Annotated in this window: 15 protein-coding genes and 1 pseudogene; 9 read left to right on the forward strand and 7 right to left on the reverse strand. The window is 58.8% G+C overall.

Features of this window, described 5'->3' with window-relative positions:
- Positions 1-287: 287 nt before the first annotated feature.
- Positions 288-707, forward strand: coding sequence for a hypothetical protein (locus EOS_RS27015; RefSeq protein ID WP_047895255.1), 420 nt, complete (start codon positions 288-290; stop codon positions 705-707).
- A gap of 157 nt (positions 708-864) precedes the next feature.
- Here EOS_RS27015 and EOS_RS27020 read toward each other — a convergent pair whose 3' ends face one another.
- From EOS_RS27020 to rpmH, 5 genes and pseudogenes are all read right to left on the reverse strand, one after another.
- Positions 865-1,671 carry a hypothetical protein gene (locus EOS_RS27020; protein WP_152693182.1) on the reverse strand — a complete coding sequence of 269 codons (807 nt, stop codon included), beginning with the start codon at positions 1,669-1,671 and terminating at the stop codon, positions 865-867.
- A gap of 278 nt (positions 1,672-1,949) precedes the next feature.
- Positions 1,950-3,627 (reverse strand): annotated as a pseudogene (yidC, locus tag EOS_RS27025) (membrane protein insertase YidC).
- 8 nt (positions 3,628-3,635) lie between these two features.
- Positions 3,636-4,028 carry a membrane protein insertion efficiency factor YidD gene (gene yidD, locus EOS_RS27030; RefSeq protein ID WP_047895257.1) on the reverse strand — a complete coding sequence of 131 codons (393 nt, stop codon included), beginning with the start codon at positions 4,026-4,028 and terminating at the stop codon, positions 3,636-3,638.
- A gap of 52 nt (positions 4,029-4,080) precedes the next feature.
- Positions 4,081-4,563, reverse strand: a complete 483-nt coding sequence (rnpA, locus tag EOS_RS27035) for a ribonuclease P protein component (protein WP_047895258.1) — start codon at positions 4,561-4,563, stop codon at positions 4,081-4,083.
- Positions 4,564-4,616: 53 nt separating this feature from the next.
- Positions 4,617-4,751, reverse strand: coding sequence for a 50S ribosomal protein L34 (gene rpmH, locus EOS_RS27040; protein WP_006998755.1), 135 nt, complete (start codon positions 4,749-4,751; stop codon positions 4,617-4,619).
- Positions 4,752-5,170: 419 nt separating this feature from the next.
- Between rpmH and dnaA the strand changes: the two genes are divergently transcribed.
- The 3 genes from dnaA (at position 5,171) to gyrB (ending at position 10,909) form a co-directional block, all read left to right on the forward strand.
- A complete protein-coding gene (dnaA, locus tag EOS_RS27045; RefSeq protein WP_047895259.1) occupies positions 5,171-6,778 on the forward strand; it encodes a chromosomal replication initiator protein DnaA in 1,608 nt (535 codons plus the stop codon).
- Between the two features lie 397 nt (positions 6,779-7,175).
- Positions 7,176-8,279 carry a DNA polymerase III subunit beta gene (gene dnaN / locus EOS_RS27050; RefSeq protein WP_047895260.1) on the forward strand — a complete coding sequence of 368 codons (1,104 nt, stop codon included), beginning with the start codon at positions 7,176-7,178 and terminating at the stop codon, positions 8,277-8,279.
- Positions 8,280-8,437: 158 nt separating this feature from the next.
- A complete protein-coding gene (gene gyrB, locus EOS_RS27055; RefSeq protein ID WP_047895261.1) occupies positions 8,438-10,909 on the forward strand; it encodes a DNA topoisomerase (ATP-hydrolyzing) subunit B in 2,472 nt (823 codons plus the stop codon).
- A 368-nt stretch (positions 10,910-11,277) separates the two neighbouring features.
- Here the strand turns inward: gyrB and EOS_RS27060 are convergent, their stop codons facing one another.
- Both EOS_RS27060 and EOS_RS27065 read right to left on the reverse strand, forming a co-directional pair.
- Positions 11,278-11,607 (reverse strand): GNAT family N-acetyltransferase, encoded by a 330-nt coding sequence (locus tag EOS_RS27060; protein ID WP_053064060.1) that lies wholly within the window; start codon positions 11,605-11,607, stop codon positions 11,278-11,280.
- 279 nt (positions 11,608-11,886) lie between these two features.
- Complete coding sequence (locus EOS_RS27065) at positions 11,887-12,777, reverse strand: LysR family transcriptional regulator (RefSeq protein WP_047895307.1); 891 nt, start codon at positions 12,775-12,777, stop codon at positions 11,887-11,889.
- A gap of 103 nt (positions 12,778-12,880) precedes the next feature.
- Between EOS_RS27065 and EOS_RS27070 the strand changes: the two genes are divergently transcribed.
- From EOS_RS27070 to EOS_RS27095, 5 genes are all read left to right on the forward strand, one after another.
- A complete protein-coding gene (locus tag EOS_RS27070; RefSeq protein ID WP_047895262.1) occupies positions 12,881-13,675 on the forward strand; it encodes an SDR family NAD(P)-dependent oxidoreductase in 795 nt (264 codons plus the stop codon).
- A gap of 160 nt (positions 13,676-13,835) precedes the next feature.
- A complete protein-coding gene (locus EOS_RS43990; RefSeq protein WP_407639186.1) occupies positions 13,836-13,988 on the forward strand; it encodes an H-NS family nucleoid-associated regulatory protein in 153 nt (50 codons plus the stop codon).
- A 140-nt stretch (positions 13,989-14,128) separates the two neighbouring features.
- A complete protein-coding gene (locus tag EOS_RS27080; protein WP_047895264.1) occupies positions 14,129-14,383 on the forward strand; it encodes a type II toxin-antitoxin system Phd/YefM family antitoxin in 255 nt (84 codons plus the stop codon).
- Complete coding sequence (locus EOS_RS27085; protein ID WP_047895265.1) at positions 14,367-14,744, forward strand: type II toxin-antitoxin system VapC family toxin; 378 nt, start codon at positions 14,367-14,369, stop codon at positions 14,742-14,744. Before EOS_RS27080 ends, EOS_RS27085 begins: the two co-directional genes overlap by 17 nt.
- A 630-nt stretch (positions 14,745-15,374) precedes the next feature.
- Entirely contained in the window at positions 15,375-16,892 is a 1,518-nt protein-coding gene (locus EOS_RS27095; protein WP_082163538.1) for a Fic family protein, read from the forward strand.
- The last annotated feature ends 144 nt before the right edge of the window (positions 16,893-17,036 follow it).

The following is a 17,036-nucleotide window of genomic DNA, read 5'->3' on the forward strand; positions in this document are numbered from 1 at the left end:
CGGCTGGCGGCATTGTAGCGCGGTGCTTTCGTTTCGCTGCGCCGCACGATGCGACAGGACGATTCTTAATTTATCTTATGTGGGATATGATGAATCGCAGGAGTGCCTGCTGAGCCGATCGTTTCATTGTGCGCAAATGTCGTCGCAATGAGGTTCACGCGTATTAATCGATCGATGCGGCATTCGCCTGTTCTTTTTCCTGAACACGCTAAAAATGAGGAAACGGCGCCACATCTGGCGTAGGCGGTTGACTCGGCCGCTGCGTTTGCCTCGCACCATCGCGACCTATGCCAACACCCCAAGAGAAAACCGATTTTTCGGATCGGCTCAAATTTTCGATGACGCGCGCGCCCGAGAAAATGCGCGGCGCAACCGACCTCGCTTTGCATTTCAATTTGCGATATCACGGCGAACCCGTGTCTGCGCAAACCACGCATAAGTGGCTGAGCGCGCGTTCGATTCCCACGGCCGACAAACTGGCGACGCTCGCCGAATGGTTCAAGGTCGAGCAGCACTGGCTGCATTACGGTCCGCCGCCAAGCGGGAATCCGCAAAACGCGCCGAAACCGATCGTGCATGACGAGAAGTATCCGGCGTCCGGGGAGACGATCGAACTGGCTTCGAAGATTGAAGCGCTTTCGCCGCATCACCGGTATTTGCTCGAGGAACTGGTTGACCAGTTTTATGGGGCGGGCGAGAAACGCTAACACGCGTATCCAAACGCGCTCACGCAACGGCATGATGACGGCGTTACCCCTTGAGTGGCCTTGGCTAGGCACGCAGCCTGAACTCGACAGCTTCTTCGCGGCGCGGCGCAATCAAGCCGAACTGGTGCGTCGTGTCAGCGCTCATGCATCTGGCAACTCAGGTAGTGTTGAGTTTGCGCCTTGCCATGAGCCGCTCACGCGCTGCAAGGCCGCGCTGCCGATGCGCTTCTGAGACCGGAGCGGTTGGCTGAGAGGGCTCTTGAATGTCGCCAGCCAGCTGAATCTGCCCCTTCCAATCCTCGAGCGCACGTGAGAGCTCCCAGCGCCATGCGAGGTCCTTGAGAAGCTCCGCGTCCAAAACACTGAAATCCACATCCTGCGGCGGCATCCGCATCGAGCTGCGGGGCGACAAAGCCAGATGCAGCCGGTGCAAAGCTGCCACCTCGGGTCTAACCACCGGACAGTGGCGCCCGGCTTGAAGCAGTAGGCGCGCCTCCTCTTGGGAGGATGGGAAGAATCGAGATGGCAGGGCATTGAACCGAAGGACCTGTCCGCCGCTGGTCTTGACCGAACCGACACGGGGAACGGAGTCGGGGCGTCGCGGCACCAAAGCCGTCACGATAGCTGGCGGGTTATTTAGAAAGCCACACTCTCCAAGCACCGATTCGAGTGAGACAACAGCGCCTTGTCGAATGTGCTGTGCAACTTCGGCTACTTCGACAGCAGGCCGACTGCGACGATTCAAGTAGAGCCCGCGACTCACCTTTTGCAGGGCACCCGCCTTCATCAGGCCGCCAATAGCACTGTGGACGGTATCGGCGTTGGCGCGCGGCCGTACGCGACGCACCAGTTGCGCCAGCTCTTCCGTGGTGCAGACGCGAGGTGCTTCGTTTGACTCGAGAAGTCCTAGGAGTTCGTATCTCCATTCGGTACGAGCAGGTGCGTCATTGAAACCTGCATCCATTGTAGTACCCTAATCACGACGTGCACCGACTACGAAACTATGTGAATAGTCCGTTAGTCACTCGAATGCATGATTAACATTCTATGTTGAAAAGCGGGCGCGGTCAGCTGTCGAAGGGAGAGCCGCACCCGCTTGCGATCTGCGGCGATTCGCGCCGACATGTACCGCCCGATGCATACGGCCGCGAAAGCCTCAAAGGGTAACTCCGCCAGAATGCCGTCACGGAAACAAAAACGCCCGGCATAAGCCGGGCGTTTTCAAACTGAACCACCAAAAACCTAAGCCTTTGCAACCTTCTTCTGTCCCATCATCCGCGTAATGTAATACTGCTGCGCGATGGAAAGGACGTTATTCACGACGTAATACAGCACCAGTCCTGACGGGAAGAAGAAGAACATGACCGAGAAAGCCAGCGGCATGAACATCATCATCTTGGCCTGAACCGGATCCGGCGGCGTAGGATTCAACCGCGTTTGCAGGAACATGGACACGGCCATCAGCACCGGCAAAATGTAGAACGGATCGGCCTGGGACAGGTCGTGAATCCACAAGACCCACGGCGCACCGCGCATTTCCACCGACGAGAGCAACACCCAATACAGCGAGATAAACACCGGAATCTGCACGACGACCGGCAAACACCCGCCGAACGGATTCACTTTCTCAGTTTTATAGAGCGCCATCAATTCCGCATTCATCTTCTGCGGATCGCCCTTATACCGTTCACGCAATTGCGTCATGCGCGGCGTGATGGTCTTCATACGCGCCATCGACTTGTAGCTTGCTGCCGACAGCGGGAAGAACACAGCCTTGATCAACAGCGTGAGCAGGATAATCGCCCAACCCCAGTTGCCGACATAGCTATGGATCTTCTCGAGCAGCCAGAACAGAGGCTTCGCGATGATCGTCACCATGCCGTAGTCCTTCACCAGCTCCAGACCCGGCGCGACGCCTTCGAGCATCCGCTCTTCCTCGGGACCGGCGAAGAGCCGTGCCTGCACGTCGACAGTCTGTCCCGGCGCGATGGTCTGCAACGGCTGCTGCACGCCCACGCGATACAGCGACGGATCGATTTTCTGCACGTAGATGTCGCGCTTCACGCCCTGCTGCGGAATCCACGCCGAGGCGAAGTAATGCTGCACCATCGCGATCCAGCCGTTATCGGCAGAGGGGGCGAACGTGGCCTTGTCCTTGTCGATATCGCTGAAATCGATCTTCTGGAAGTGATGCTGGTCCGTATAAACAGCCGGCCCGATAAACGTGTGCGAGAAACGCGGCGTTTCCACCGGCGTGTTGTCGCGCACGAGTTCCATATAGAGGCGCGGCGTGACCGGCGTGGTGCCGACGTTCTGCACCTTCGTGTCGACGTTGATCACATAGCTGCCGCGCGTGAACGTGTAGGTCTTGATGACCTTCACGCCACCCTTGACCGGCGATTCGAACGAGATCGACAGCGTCTTGCCGTCACCCATCGACGTCTGACTGCCCGGTACGAGCGTGAACACGTCGTTGTGGTTCGGGAAATCGCCACCGAGGAGGCCCGTGCGCGCGAGATACGTGTGAGTCGGGGTGTGATCGAAGAGCGTGATGTACAGATCCGGCTGCTTGCCGTCGCCTTCCTTCATGAGCGAAAGCTTCGACAGCGTTCCACCACGTGTATCGATCTGGCCGGAGTAGACGTCCGTGGAGAAATTCACGAGCTGGTCGGCGGCCGCGGGCGCGGGTGCGTTCGAGCCGGGCGCGACCGGTGCGCCGGGTACGCCAGGGGGTGGCCGGCAAATCGGCGGCTTGCGTGCCCGGCGTCGTGGTTCCCGGTGCAGCGGTGCCGACTGTCTTGGTCGGGACGGCGCTCGGGAAGAACATCGACGGGCGCCCATGGTCACGTTGCCAGTTGTCGAACAGCATGACAGCCGACATGAAAAAGATGACCCATAGGACGGTACGTTTGATATCCATGCGTTGTCTCAGTGTCGATCGAAGAGCGCGTTATTGGCGCCGTGGGGGTTTGAACTCACTGAATTTGCTGAATCCGGAGGATTTGGCGAATTCGATGAGCTCGGGGCAGAGTCGTCGACTGGGTCGGCCGCTGACGCGCCATCCTGCTGAACGCAGCCGGCGGCGCACGGAGGCACGGGGACCAGATCGATGCCGCCAGCCGAAAACGGATGGCAGCGGCACAGACGTTTTGCTGCGAGGAATGAGCCACGCGCGGCGCCATGATACTGGATTGCTTCGCGCGCGTAGTCAGAACACGATGGGTAAAAGCGGCACCGGTTGCCGAGCATGGGGCTCACCGCAACCTTGTAGAAGCGTAATAAGGCGATCAACGCCGTTTCTGCAATTCGTGCCGTCTGCATAGAATTCGCGCTCGGGTCGACGCCGGACAAGCCGGTGCGCGCCTGAAGCGGCTCATGAGCCCGCAGGCGCGGGTGGATCGTTGACGATAGTCGATGCACCCGGCTCCGCCATGCGCCGCGCGGCTTCGCGCACTGCACGGTCGAGCAGGCTGTCGATCTCCTCGCGAAACAACGTGCGCAGCGGCGGCGATTTCGCGCTCGGCATGGCCTTGCGGTCAATTTTCGCATGCAGCCGCAGCAAGATGTCCCAGCCGCCAAGCTCCGCGCGCCGAAGCCGGAAAGCTTCGCGCGCGAGCCGCTTTATCAGATTACGCGTGACTGCACGCGGCGCAAACTTCTTGCCGATAACCAACCCTAGCCGCGCCTCATTGCCGGTCGGCTTGCCGTAAAGAACGAAGTGCGGGGACCGGCGCCAAGGGCGCAAACGAAAAACGGATGAGTATTCATCCGTTTTCAGCAGCCTTGCGGCCTTGGGGAACGCGGCACGTGCTTGCAACTGACCGATTTCCTGTCCGGAGCTTGTCGTGCTGCGCACCTGGCCGTCGCACGCGTCTGGGCGAGTGCCGGGGTGCGCCGTCAACAGCGACCTTAAACTGCCAGGCGCTTGCGACCCTTCGCGCGACGTGCGTTGATCACCTTGCGGCCACCGGCCGTCTTCATGCGGACGCGAAAGCCGTGGGTGCGCTTGCGACGGGTGACGGAAGGTTGATAAGTGCGTTTCATGTTGGTCTCACTTGGGTAAAAACGGACCGCCGGCCAGACCTAAGCGACGTAAAAAGGCGACGCACCGGCCGTTGGTACAGGAATTCGGGTTTTGCGGAACCCGCTATTTAAACCGGTTTCCTATTGACCGTCAATAGGTTACGAGGCATGACGACTGGTTTACCGAGAAGTCCACAGGCATCATCGTTCGATACGCAACATGGTCCGTCCCTGTGGATAACTCGCTCCGAGCTTGCATTTGGCGTTAGAATCTCCCCTCAATCCGACCTAACCGCACGTTGTCCCGGTCCGCTGTGCCGCCTGCAAAGCCAGGCTGGACAAGGCTTCGGGGCACGCTTGCCCGCGCGCACCGGGCCTCGTCGCCAAGTGGCGGCGAGGGCGGCGGCAGGACTCGCGGTAAACCCTAACGACTGCATTCGATGAACGATTTTTGGCAACACTGTTCCGCATTGCTGGAGCGCGAACTTACGCCGCAGCAGTACGTCACATGGATTAAACCGCTGGCCCTGGTCGACTTCGATGCCGATGCGAGCACGCTGCGCATCGCCGCGCCCAACCGGTTCAAGCTCGACTGGGTGAAGAGCCAGTTTTCAGGCCGTATCGCGGATCTGGCGCGCGATTTCTGGCACGCGCCGGTCGATATCCAGTTTGTTCTTGACCCAAAAGCCACCGCACGCAAAGCGATGGGCGGCGTGGCTGCGCCGTCGGCTGCATCCACGCCGTCTGCATCCACGCCGTCTGGAGCGCCCGCTTCCCCGTCAATCCAGCGTCCGCTGGCCGAGCCCGCTGAACGAAGCAATGGCGGCCACGCGAACGCGAGCGCTCACATCAATGCGCTCGCCGCCGAAGCCGCGCAGCACGCGCAATCCTTGCAACACAACGACCAGGCCGATAACGGCGATCTCGACCTGCCGAGCCTTGACGCCAACGAAGCCGCCGCCGCGCGCCGGACATGGCGCCCGGGCGGCACGGTGTCGTCGAATGGGGAAAGCGATTCGGCTTACGAGCGCTCGAAGCTCAATCCCGTTCTCACCTTCGACAACTTCGTGACCGGCAAGGCGAATCAGCTCGCCCGCGCAGCCGCAATCCAGGTCGCCGATAACCCCGGCATTTCGTACAACCCGCTCTTCCTGTACGGCGGCGTGGGCCTGGGCAAGACGCACCTGATTCACGCTATCGGCAACCAGTTGCTGCAGGACAAGGCCGGCGCGCGCATTCGCTACATCCACGCGGAGCAATACGTGTCGGACGTGGTGAAGGCGTATCAACGCAAGGCCTTTGACGACTTCAAGCGCTACTACCACTCGCTCGACCTGCTGCTGATCGACGATATCCAGTTCTTCTCGGGCAAATCGCGTACGCAGGAAGAGTTTTTCTACGCGTTCGAGGCGCTGGTGGCGAACAAGGCGCAGGTCATCATCACGAGCGATACGTATCCGAAGGAGATTTCGGGTATCGACGACCGGCTGATTTCACGCTTCGACTCCGGCCTGACAGTCGCGATCGAGCCGCCGGAGCTGGAAATGCGCGTGGCCATCCTGATGCGCAAGGCGCAATCGGAAGGCGTGAGCTTGTCGGAGGATGTGGCGTTTTTTGTGGCGAAGCATCTGCGTTCGAATGTGCGTGAGCTCGAAGGCGCGCTGCGCAAGATCCTGGCTTTTTCCCGGTTCCACGGCCGCGAGATCTCCATCGAGCTGACCAAGGAAGCGCTGAAAGATCTGCTGACGGTGCAGAACCGGCAGATTTCGGTGGAAAACATCCAGAAGACGGCGGCGGACTTCTACAACATCAAGGTCGCCGACATGTATTCCAAGAAGCGCCCGGCGAACATCGCGCGGCCGCGTCAGATCGCGATGTATCTCGCGAAGGAACTCACGCAGAAAAGCCTGCCGGAAATCGGCGAATTGTTCGGTGGCCGCGACCACACGACGGTGCTGCACGCCGTGCGGAAAATCTCGGCCGAACGCGGCACGGACGCCCAGTTGAACCACGAACTGCACGTGCTCGAACAAACGCTGAAGGGGTAGCTCGCAAGGCTGTAAGTCAAGTTGAGTGCGGGCTTGCCGGCCTCGCGCAGCCGCGGGCGAACGCACTCAGAACGCGTTATCAGGATCGTGCCCGCGCAGGTTTGTGCGCTTGGCTGAAAAGCGCGAAAAAAGCGTCGAAAAATGGGCCTGTTTATTGACGAAATTGCCCCCATTTTCAGGGAGCGGTCAGGTTTTGAGGCACAATACGGGTTTGACCGTCCAGCGGCCTTGGGCGGCGTTTTGGCGTAAGCCTGGCACGTGCGGGCGGCGGGGGCCGCAAGCGCGTGACACGAGACCGTCCGAAGCTCATCAATGCGGTGGCAAACGCTTCTGAAAAAGCGGTGGCAAAAGCGGTGACAAACGCGGCGGACGGCCGTCACATCAACGAAGGAACTCTATGCAACTGGTCAAGACCGAACGAGATAATCTCCTAAGGCCGCTGCAAACCGTGAGCGGAATCGTCGAACGCCGTCATACGTTGCCGATCCTCGCCAATTTGCTGATCACCAAGACTGGCGCCGACGTGTCGTTCCTCTCGACCGATCTCGAACTTCAGATCACCACCCGCGCCGATTTCGGCACCGGCAGCGATCAGGTCGCCACCACCGTCGCCGCGCGCAAGCTGCTGGACATCCTGCGCGCCATGCCGCCGGGCGAAGTCTCGCTCGATCTCACCGACAAGAAGCTGACCGTGCGCTCCGGCAAGAGCCGCTTTGCGCTTCAGACGCTTGCTGCCGATGAGTTCCCGACCGTCAATCAGGCGACGGAATTCGGCGCGAGCCTCTCGGTTCCGCAAAAGACGTTCCGGCAATTGCTCGGCATGGTCCACTTCGCGATGGCGCAGCAGGACATCCGCTATTACCTGAACGGCATGCTGCTCGTGGTCGACGGCGACCAATTGATGGCGGTCGCAACCGACGGTCACCGGCTGGCGTTTTCATCGATGAAAATCGAAGGCTCGTTCCCGCGGCAGGAAGTCATCATCCCGCGCAAGACGATCCTGGAATTGCAGCGCTTGCTGGAAGATATCGACGACGCGCTCGTGATCGATATTGCGGCAAGCCAGGTCAAGTTCACGTTCGGCCAGGTCGAACTCGTGTCGAAGCTGGTGGAGGGCAAGTTCCCCGACTTCCAGCGCGTGATCCCGAAGTCGCACAAGAACACGTTCCTCATCGGCCGCGAAGAATTGCAGCGTTCGCTGCAGCGTGCCGCCATCCTGACGTCGGACAAGTTCAAGGGCGTGCGCTGCCTGATTGAGCCGGGCCAGTTGAAGATCATGTCGACCAACGCCGACCAGGAAGAAGCGCAGGAAGAGCTGGAAATCGCGTATCAGGGCGACAGCGTGGACATCGGTTTCAACGTCACGTATCTGCTCGACGTGCTCGCGAACCTGAAGATCGACATGCTGCAAGTGAGCCTCGGCGACGCTAGCTCAAGCGCCTTGATCACGATTCCCGAGAACGACGAATTCAAATATGTGGTGATGCCGATGCGCATCTGACGCGGCCAAAACTAAAAACTTTCCAAGGGGCGCATTGCCCCTTTGGCATTTTTAAGGTGTTTCGAAAAGTCTCATGCAGCGACCGCGCAGCAACCCCGCAGTGACCGCGTAGTGACCCAGTAGCAACCCAGTAGTGACGCAGAACCGGAAAAAAACCCATGACTGAAAACCCAATTTCGCAACCCGACAACGCTTATGGCGCATCCTCCATTCAGATCCTCGAGGGTCTGGAGGCGGTCCGCAAGAGGCCGGGTATGTATATCGGCGATACGTCGGATGGCACGGGTCTGCACCACCTCGTTTTCGAAGTGCTGGACAACTCCATCGACGAAGCGCTCGCCGGCCATTGCAACGACATCCACGTCACTATTCACGCCGATAACTCCATCTCCGTGACCGACAACGGCCGTGGTGTGCCCACGGGCCTGAAGCTCGACGACAAGCACGATCCGAAGCGCAGCGCCGCCGAGATCGTGATGACCGAGTTGCACGCCGGCGGCAAGTTCGACCAGAACAGCTACAAGGTGTCGGGCGGCTTGCACGGCGTGGGCGTGTCGTGCGTGAACGGCTTGTCCGAATGGCTGCGCCTCACCGTGCGCCGCGACGGCAAGAAGCACTTCATGGAGTTTCATCGCGGCGTGGTGCAGAACCGCGAACTCGTGACCGAAGACGGTATTACGTATTCGCCAATGCACGTTGTTGGAGACACCGAAAATCGCGGCACCGAAGTGCATTTCATGCCCGATATCACCATCTTCGGTAACGTGGAATTCCACTACGACATCCTCGCCAAGCGTATGCGCGAACTGTCGTTCCTGAATAACGGCGTGCGAATTCGCCTGACCGATCAGCGTGACGGCAAGGAAGACGATTTTGCGTTTATCGGCGGCGTGAAGGGCTTTGTCGAATACATCAACAAAGCGAAGCAAGTGCTGCATCCGAATGTGTTTCACGCGATTGGCGAGAAGGACAACGTCACGGTCGAAGTGGCCATGCAGTGGAACGACAGTTACAACGAAAGCGTGCTGTGCTTCACGAACAACATTCCGCAGCGCGATGGCGGCACGCACTTGACCGGCCTGCGCGCGGCCATGACGCGGGTGCTGAACAAGTACATCACAGATCACGATATCGCGAAGAAAGCGAAGATCGAGACGAGCGGCGACGACATGCGCGAAGGGTTGTCGTGCGTGCTGTCAGTGAAGGTGCCGGAGCCTAAATTCAGCTCGCAGACGAAGGACAAGCTGGTGTCGTCGGAAGTACGCGCGCCGGTTGAAGACGTGGTCGCCAAGGCGCTCGAGGAGTTTCTGCAGGAAACGCCGAACGACGCGAAGATCATTACGAACAAGATTATCGATGCAGCGCGGGCTCGCGACGCCGCTCGTAAAGCGCGTGAAATGACGCGGCGCAAGGGCGTGCTCGACGGCGTTGGTTTGCCGGGGAAGCTCGCCGATTGCCAGGAGAAGGATCCGGCGAAGTCGGAGATTTATATCGTCGAGGGCGACTCGGCAGGTGGCTCGGCGAAGCAAGGACGTGACCGGAAGTTCCAGGCCATTTTGCCGTTGCGCGGCAAGGTGCTGAACGTGGAGCGCGCGCGCTTTGACAAGCTGATTTCGTCGGAGCAGATCGTGACGCTGGTGACGGCGCTCGGGACCGGGCTCGGCAAGGACGATTACAACCTCGACAAGCTGCGCTACCACCGTATCATCATCATGACCGACGCGGACGTGGACGGTGCGCACATCCGTACGCTGTTGCTGACGTTCTTTTATCGGCAGATGCCGGAGATCGTGGAGCGCGGGTTTATTTATATCGCGCAACCGCCGCTTTATAAGATCAAGGCGGGCAAGGACGAGCGGTATCTCAAGGACACGCACGAGCTGAATCAGCATATGTTGAAGCTGGCATTGCAGGGTTCGGAGTTGATCCCGGCTGAAGGCGCGACACCGATTACGGGTGACGCGCTGGGTGAACTGGCGCGTGCGTATTTGCTCGCGCAGGCGGTGGTGGATCGCGTCAGCCGGTTCTACGACGTCAATGCGCTTGAAGCGGTGATGGACGGCATCGCGCTGGATTTGTCGACGGAGGAAGCGGCGGCGGCATCCGCAGCGGCTCTGCAAGCTGCGTTGCGGGCCGATCCGTTGAAGCCGGAAGTGACTGTCGAGCCGGCTTACGACCCAGTGCGCGAGATCCGGTCGCTGCATATCAATCGCCGGCATCACGGGAATGTGAAGGTTTCCGTTATCGATGAAGACTTTCAGCTGACCGCGGACTACAAGCAATTGCAGACGACCGCGAATACGTTCAAGGGTTTGATCGGGCCGGGTGCGTTGATCAAGCGCGGCGAACGGTCGATGGCGGTTACCGACTTCAAGAGCGCGATGAAGTGGTTGATCGCGGACGCGGAGCGCAACGTCAGCAAGCAGCGGTATAAGGGCTTGGGTGAAATGAACCCGTCTCAGTTGTGGGAAACCACGATGGACCCGACGGTGCGGCGGTTGTTGCGGGTTCAGATCGAAGATGCGATTGCAGCCGATGGCATCTTTACGACGCTGATGGGTGATGACGTTGAACCGCGTCGCGCGTTTATTGAATCGAATGCGCTAAGAGCGGGGAATATTGACGTTTGAGACTTGTCGGATGCCACAAAAAGTGAAAAATTTGCCAAGTTCGGATCACCGAAACGCCCGGCTTATCCGGGCGTTTTTTCTGATGGATGGCAATGTTCGAAACGGCCAGGAAGACTTGTCGGGAAACGGAATTCGTTGGACTAGCGCGCAATTAGCTAGACTCGAAAGAACGGAATTGATTGGACTGCCGGGAAAGCGCGGAAATCGAAGGGCTGCCGCGCGGCGCAAGTGGCACCCGGCAACTTGCCGATGCGGCTTCCATTCAGAAAGGGCGAGAGGCGCTTCACGACCCTGTAAAGGGACCGTCGATTTTCTCGATAGCGGACGGTCGCGGACAACCGCCCGGATCGTTGATCAAGCGCCAGAACCTACGCTGTGGGATAGATGGGTCGTTCAGCCTTGATCAAGGAAAAAAGACGAACGTCGTGAAATGCGTCTTTCCAGTACCCCCACTGTCGCATGATGCCTTCCTCTATAAATCCCAAGCTGCGCAGAAGCCCTATAGACGCGTGGTTGTCGAGGTCGGTCGTTGCCTGAATTCGATTGATGTCCCAGCGATCGTAGGCATGGTCGACAGTTGAGCTAAGAGCTTCGCGCATGAGACCTTGTCCCCCAAAGCGTCTCTCCAACTCGAAACCGATGCTCGCCGACCGGAAGGCCCAATTGATGGCGAGTCCGCAGGTACCAATAAGGCACATCTTGCCGGCAAACGGCAGGCTTGCTCAATCATGAGTAACTCATCCTCCATCCTATCCAGAACGAAGAACGTATGGCGTCTGGCTGTGCGACGAAACCTTCGGCAAGGATGGAATGTGAGGTGTTCGAGCAAGCAATACCAACCATGTTTCAGGGGACTGGACCGTGTTCGTGCTCTGCTTCTTGAGCTTTCATGGCTCGCGCGATCAATAGGAAGTCCGCTTGACTGATCCGAAGGCCCCCCTCCGCCATCGCTGACCATTTTTCCTAAGTTCGGGCGACTAAATACGCCGCGGTATAGCCTCTGCGAAAAAATCGGTGACTTGTCGCACACGCGCCGGTACAAACCGGCGTCTTGGCCAGATGAGGCTTATGTCTCTGGCGTCGCCTATAAATTCGTCGAGAACGGTGATGACGTCCGGATGTCGGAGATCATCGGCAAGAGAGATCTTGGCAAACAGGCCGATTCCCACACCGGCTAGAACACCAGCCCGGATCGTTTCGATACTGTTGGACGTGAGATTTCCGTGCACGGACACGCTAAATCGACCTTCTGGCCCTACAAAAGGCCAATGCGTTGACTCCGTCAAGCCGCGATATAAAAGGCAATTGTGATCAACGAGCTCGACAGGAGTCTTTGGCATTCCGCGTTGCTCGAAGTAGCGACGGGATCCGACGCAGACGAGAGGAGTGCTGGCCACGCGCTTGACGATCGCGTCAGGATCGTTCACGGGCCCCACTCGGATCGCCAGATCAATCCCATCTTCCACCATATCTCGCACGAAGTCCGAGAGAATGAGATCCACCTGAAGGCTAGGATTGAGTGATAGCAGGTCGGGAATAAGCGGCAAAATATGAAGACGGCCGAAAGTACCTGATGCAGCGATCCTGATTAGACCCGAGACATTATGCGTGCTGCTGGTCAGCTCGCTGTCGGCGTCATCCATCTCGTCAAGAAGCGGTTTTGCCCGATCGTAGTATCTCTGCCCCTGATCCGTCAGGGTCACGCGGCGCGTACTTCGGTTAAATAACACCACGCCGAGGCGCCTCTCGAGCGCGCCGATAGCCTTACTGATTGCTGACTGTGAATCGCCGGTTCGATGCGCGGCAGCTGTAAAACCGCCTGCTTCAACCACGGCTATGAAGGCGTTTAATTCGTGGAATCGATCCACTTCCATTCCTCCTGGGAATTAATATTATGGCAAATTAAGCTATTATCATCGGTTCCGACATCACTCACAATGCAGCTCTCTCCACAGCTGAAGGAATGGTGTCATGAATATTGATCTCACTGGCCGCAAGGCCGTCGTTACTGGGTCCACGGCAGGTATCGGCCGAGCCATTGCAGAAGGGCTGGGGCGCGCAGGCGCCGCGGTCGTGATCAACGGCCGCACAGAGAAGCGCGTCTCCACGGCGCTTCGGGAGCTTCGCGAACTCTTGCCAAAGGCGGAGTTTACCGGCGTCATCGCAGATCTTGCGACCCCGAAAGGCGCGGCGGACTTGTTCGCGCAGGCGCCGGATGCGGACATTCTCGTCAACAATGTGGGTACTGGGCGTCCGAAGTCCTTCTTCGAAATTGAGGACAGCGAGTGGATCGATCTCTTCGAACTTAACGTCATGAGCGGCATTCGCGCCTCCCGCCACTATGTGCCAAACATGACGAAGCGCGGCTGGGGGCGCGTCGTCTTCATCAGCAGCGAGTCCGCGCTTGCCATCCCCAAGGACATGATCGACTACGCCACGACCAAGACCGCTCAGCTCGCCATTGCGAGGGGCTTGGCCGAGGTGGTCGGCGGAACGGGCGTCACCGTTAATTCGGTTCTCCCTGGTCCGACGAATTCGGAGATTATGGGTGGTTGGGCGCAGGCGAACGCAGATGCGCAAGGCATTACGCGTGAGGAAGCCGAGCAGCAGTTCCTGAAAACGCATCGCCCGACCACGCTCCTCAATCGCTTCGCGACAACCGAAGAAGTCGCAAACCTGGTCGTCTATGTCTGCTCGGAGCAGGCTTCAGCGACTACAGGTACGTCCTTGCGTGTCGACGGCGGTGTCGTTCGGACAATTGCATAGGGCGCACGCTTTTTCGCTCGCTCAACGCGGCCTCGGGAAGGGCCAAACCATCGGTTCCTTCCCGGAGTAGACGACAGCCCAAGTTGAATGTGCAGAAGCAGCGGGCGCTTTAGCCGAGATCAAGGCAAAAATCGCGGAGTTCGATTTCACGGTTGAAGATGTGTTCTCGACCAAAAAGACGCGGAAGCAACGCGAGCGCAGCGGCCCAACGTATCGGGACCCGGAGTCGGGCGCGACCTGGAGCGGAATGGGGCGCGAACCTGGTTGGATCAAAGGTAAGGACCGCGCAGCATTCGTTGTCGGCGCAGAATAACCTGGCCTCGGAAAACATCCCAGCGCGAGCTGCGCACTGTAACCGTCGTGCCGACCGTGACAAGCCGATGCGTAGACGCGATCGGATTTGCATCATCGGACTAAGTGGACTAAGATTGCGTTAGTCCATTAGGAGCGACTATGCAAACCGTCAATATTCACGACGCCAAGACGAACTTTTCTAAGCTGGTAGACCAGGCCGCCGCCGGGGAAGAAATCATCATCGCGAAGGCGGGCACGCCGATGGCGCGGCTTGTGCCGCTGCAAAAGCAAAAGCGCAAGATTCAGTTTGGCGTGATGAAAGGCGAGATCGAGATTAAGGAGGGTTTCTACGACCCGATGACTGAAGAGGATATTGCACTGTTCGAGGGGTCGGCCGATGCGTCTGCTGCTTGATTCCCATATTTATCTGTGGGCATTGGTGGATGATCCCAAGCTCACGCGTCCGATGCGCAAGCTGATGACGAGCGCCGATGAAATATTCGTGAGCGCAGCGACAGTGTGGGAATTGTCCATCAAGATCGCGCTCGGCAATCTCAATGCGAATGCCCGCGATGTGGTGGCCGGTATTGAGGGATTGGGCGCGCAGGAGCTACCGGTGACCGCTTGGCATGCGGTGCAAGTGCGGCACCTTCCCGCGCTGCATAAAGATCCGTTCGACCGCTTGCTGATCGGTCAAGCGATTCACGAGCAGATGCAATTTCTGACCCACGACACCGTGCTTCGAGGCTATAGCCCGCTAGTGACTGTGGTTTAACGTGCAGCCGATTGGAAAAGTTAATACGCAGCAGTCCAGCCAAACAGCGCCTTGTAGGGAGGGAAACATAGGAAAACAGGGAAAAGCTTGATATGGCGGACCTTCTGAACATTGTGTGGATGCAGCAGCCGATCGGCGAAGGATGGAACGTCGAGCCCGACCCTGTGGTTTGGATTTCGGTGGTTGCGTTAGATGCAGCGTGGCGCGGATGCGAGGACTACATTGGCCCTTGGGGGCTCCGGATCGCTACACGTTGGGCGGTAGGGAGGTTCGGTGAGTTCTTTGCGCATGCTCGCTCTATTACCATGCCGCCCCTTTGCTTCTCTAGCGAATGCGCTTCTTGCCGGTAGATGCGCGGCGATGACCGTTGATGCGCTCCTAGCTTAGGCCATGCCCGTTGGCAGCGTGTCCGAGTAACGGCAGCACCAGCAACAGGGCCGCTCCGGTTTTGTAAAGTACGCGCATAGTGTTTCTTCTAGGTTTGGGGTTCCGTATCGCCATCGCTGAACGGGGAACCCGTATAGCCACGGTCTCTCCAAATCTGGTCCGTCGTGAATAATTTTCGAGGAAAATACAGAAAAACACCTTTGAGTGATAAAATCTCGAATCAAGTGAAAAAATCTCGAGTCCATGTCCAGTCTGGAACCCGTCGGCTACGAGCGCCTAATCCGAACCTTTAACCTGCCTGTCCGCCCGCTCACGCACCCCTGCTTCATTAGCGGCTCAGTGAATCGGCGAGTGCCTGCGCACAATGGATTCTGGTTCCCACGCAACGTCGCGCTCGAATCGACGCCGGTGGGTCATCTTGAGTTCGCCCTGCGGCACGAGGGTGTGAACCTCGAAGTCATCGACGCCGTGTTCGAGCGCCTGCCCGACACAGAGCTCGTTCGCCGCCTCACAGAGTCGCCCAATGGGGCGCACATCCGCCGGGCCTGCTTCCTGTGGGAATGGCTAACCGGCAAAAGCCTGTCCGTCGAAGCCACACCGACAGGCCCATACGTCGACGCACTTCCAAAAGATGAGTATTTCACTGCCGAACGTGCGGCGAACAACTCGAAGTTTCGCGTCCGGGATAACCTGCCAGGCACCTCTGCCTTCTGCCCACTCGTGCGCCGCTCGGCCCTACCAGAAAGCCCGACGCTCGATGAGCTTCTCAACGAAGCTTCCGAGACGCTGGACGGCCTGACGGACCCGACGCTTTATGCCCGGGCTGTCAGCTACCTCTACCTGTCGGAGACGCGGAGCAGTTTCAGCATCGAACGAGAAAACCCCAGCGCGGACAAGGCTGAACGGTTTGTTCAGCTCCTGGCTCACGCTGGCGAAGAGAAGCTGGTGACAGAGGACTGGCTGGTCGGGCTGCAGAACATCATCGTTCGCGAGGTGTTCAGCCAGGAGGCGTCCTATCGGACGAAGCAGAACTGGCTCGAGGATGGCACGCGCCGCGTCACCTTCTTTCCGCCTTCTCCTGAAGACCTGCCGCGGGCGATGGCAGGTTGGGAGCGTTTCATCAACGAAATCGGCCTTCGCTGCCCGAATATCCTGGTAAGAGCCGCGTGCGCCGCTTTCGGATTCGTCTACCTGCACCCCTTCCTGGATGGCAATGGGCGGATTCATCGCTTCATCATCCACCATGTGCTGAACGGCGCGCGACGCCTGCGTGGCGGAGCCATCGTTCCAGTTTCGGCCGTCATCCTTCGTCACGAAGCAGAGTACGCTGAAGTCCTCAAAGGCTTTTCGGTCCCAGCCACCCGGTTGTGGGACTACGTGATGAGCGACCCGGCTCCGCTAGTGACCCGGCATCCGGGAGGCCGCCCGTATCGTTTCTTTGACGCCAGTCGGGAAGTGCGTTTCCTGCACGAGATGCTGGTGGAGGCCATCCGGACAGAACTGCCGGAGAAGCTCAGCTGGCTCAGCGGTTACGACGAAGCTTTCAGGCAGCTGGACACGGAATTCGACCTGAGACAGTCGGACCTGTCGGCCCTCATTCGCATGGTGAAGTCCAACAACGGAAAGCTCTCGGCAAATAAGCGCAAGCAATACTATTACCTGCCCGAGAACGTCATCGCTCGCATTGAGGAAGTGGTCAGGGACTCTTTTCCCGAGGCTACAGGCGGTTCAGCCGACGCTATGGACGCCGACTCCCCTTGATTTGCAGGCCAACCCGCGGACGCTTGCCGAGCGCATCCAAAAACCTGCATGTTTTTCGAGGAGCACGCGAAAAATCTCCAGGATCGTGAAAATTTCACGACCCAAGAACGGATTTTTCGACGCCGGGAGACAGAATCCGCGGCT

This window comes from Caballeronia mineralivorans PML1(12) (genome assembly GCF_001028175.1).
In the GTDB taxonomy this organism is placed as follows: domain Bacteria; phylum Pseudomonadota; class Gammaproteobacteria; order Burkholderiales; family Burkholderiaceae; genus Caballeronia; species Caballeronia mineralivorans.

Coding starts and splice junctions, on each gene's coding strand:
- rpmH (WP_006998755.1), bottom strand. CDS start 4,751: ATGAAACGCACTTATCAACCTTCCGTCACCCGTCGCAAGCGCACCCAC.
- EOS_RS27070 (WP_047895262.1), top strand. CDS start 12,881: ATGAATATTGATCTCACTGGCCGCAAGGCCGTCGTTACTGGGTCCACG.
- yidD (WP_047895257.1), bottom strand. CDS start 4,028: ATGCAGACGGCACGAATTGCAGAAACGGCGTTGATCGCCTTATTACGC.
- EOS_RS27095 (WP_082163538.1), top strand. CDS start 15,375: ATGTCCAGTCTGGAACCCGTCGGCTACGAGCGCCTAATCCGAACCTTT.
- dnaN (WP_047895260.1), top strand. CDS start 7,176: ATGCAACTGGTCAAGACCGAACGAGATAATCTCCTAAGGCCGCTGCAA.
- dnaA (WP_047895259.1), top strand. CDS start 5,171: ATGAACGATTTTTGGCAACACTGTTCCGCATTGCTGGAGCGCGAACTT.
- EOS_RS27015 (WP_047895255.1), top strand. CDS start 288: ATGCCAACACCCCAAGAGAAAACCGATTTTTCGGATCGGCTCAAATTT.
- EOS_RS27080 (WP_047895264.1), top strand. CDS start 14,129: ATGCAAACCGTCAATATTCACGACGCCAAGACGAACTTTTCTAAGCTG.
- EOS_RS27085 (WP_047895265.1), top strand. CDS start 14,367: ATGCGTCTGCTGCTTGATTCCCATATTTATCTGTGGGCATTGGTGGAT.
- EOS_RS27020 (WP_152693182.1), bottom strand. CDS start 1,671: ATGGATGCAGGTTTCAATGACGCACCTGCTCGTACCGAATGGAGATAC.
- EOS_RS27060 (WP_053064060.1), bottom strand. CDS start 11,607: ATGTGCCTTATTGGTACCTGCGGACTCGCCATCAATTGGGCCTTCCGG.
- gyrB (WP_047895261.1), top strand. CDS start 8,438: ATGACTGAAAACCCAATTTCGCAACCCGACAACGCTTATGGCGCATCC.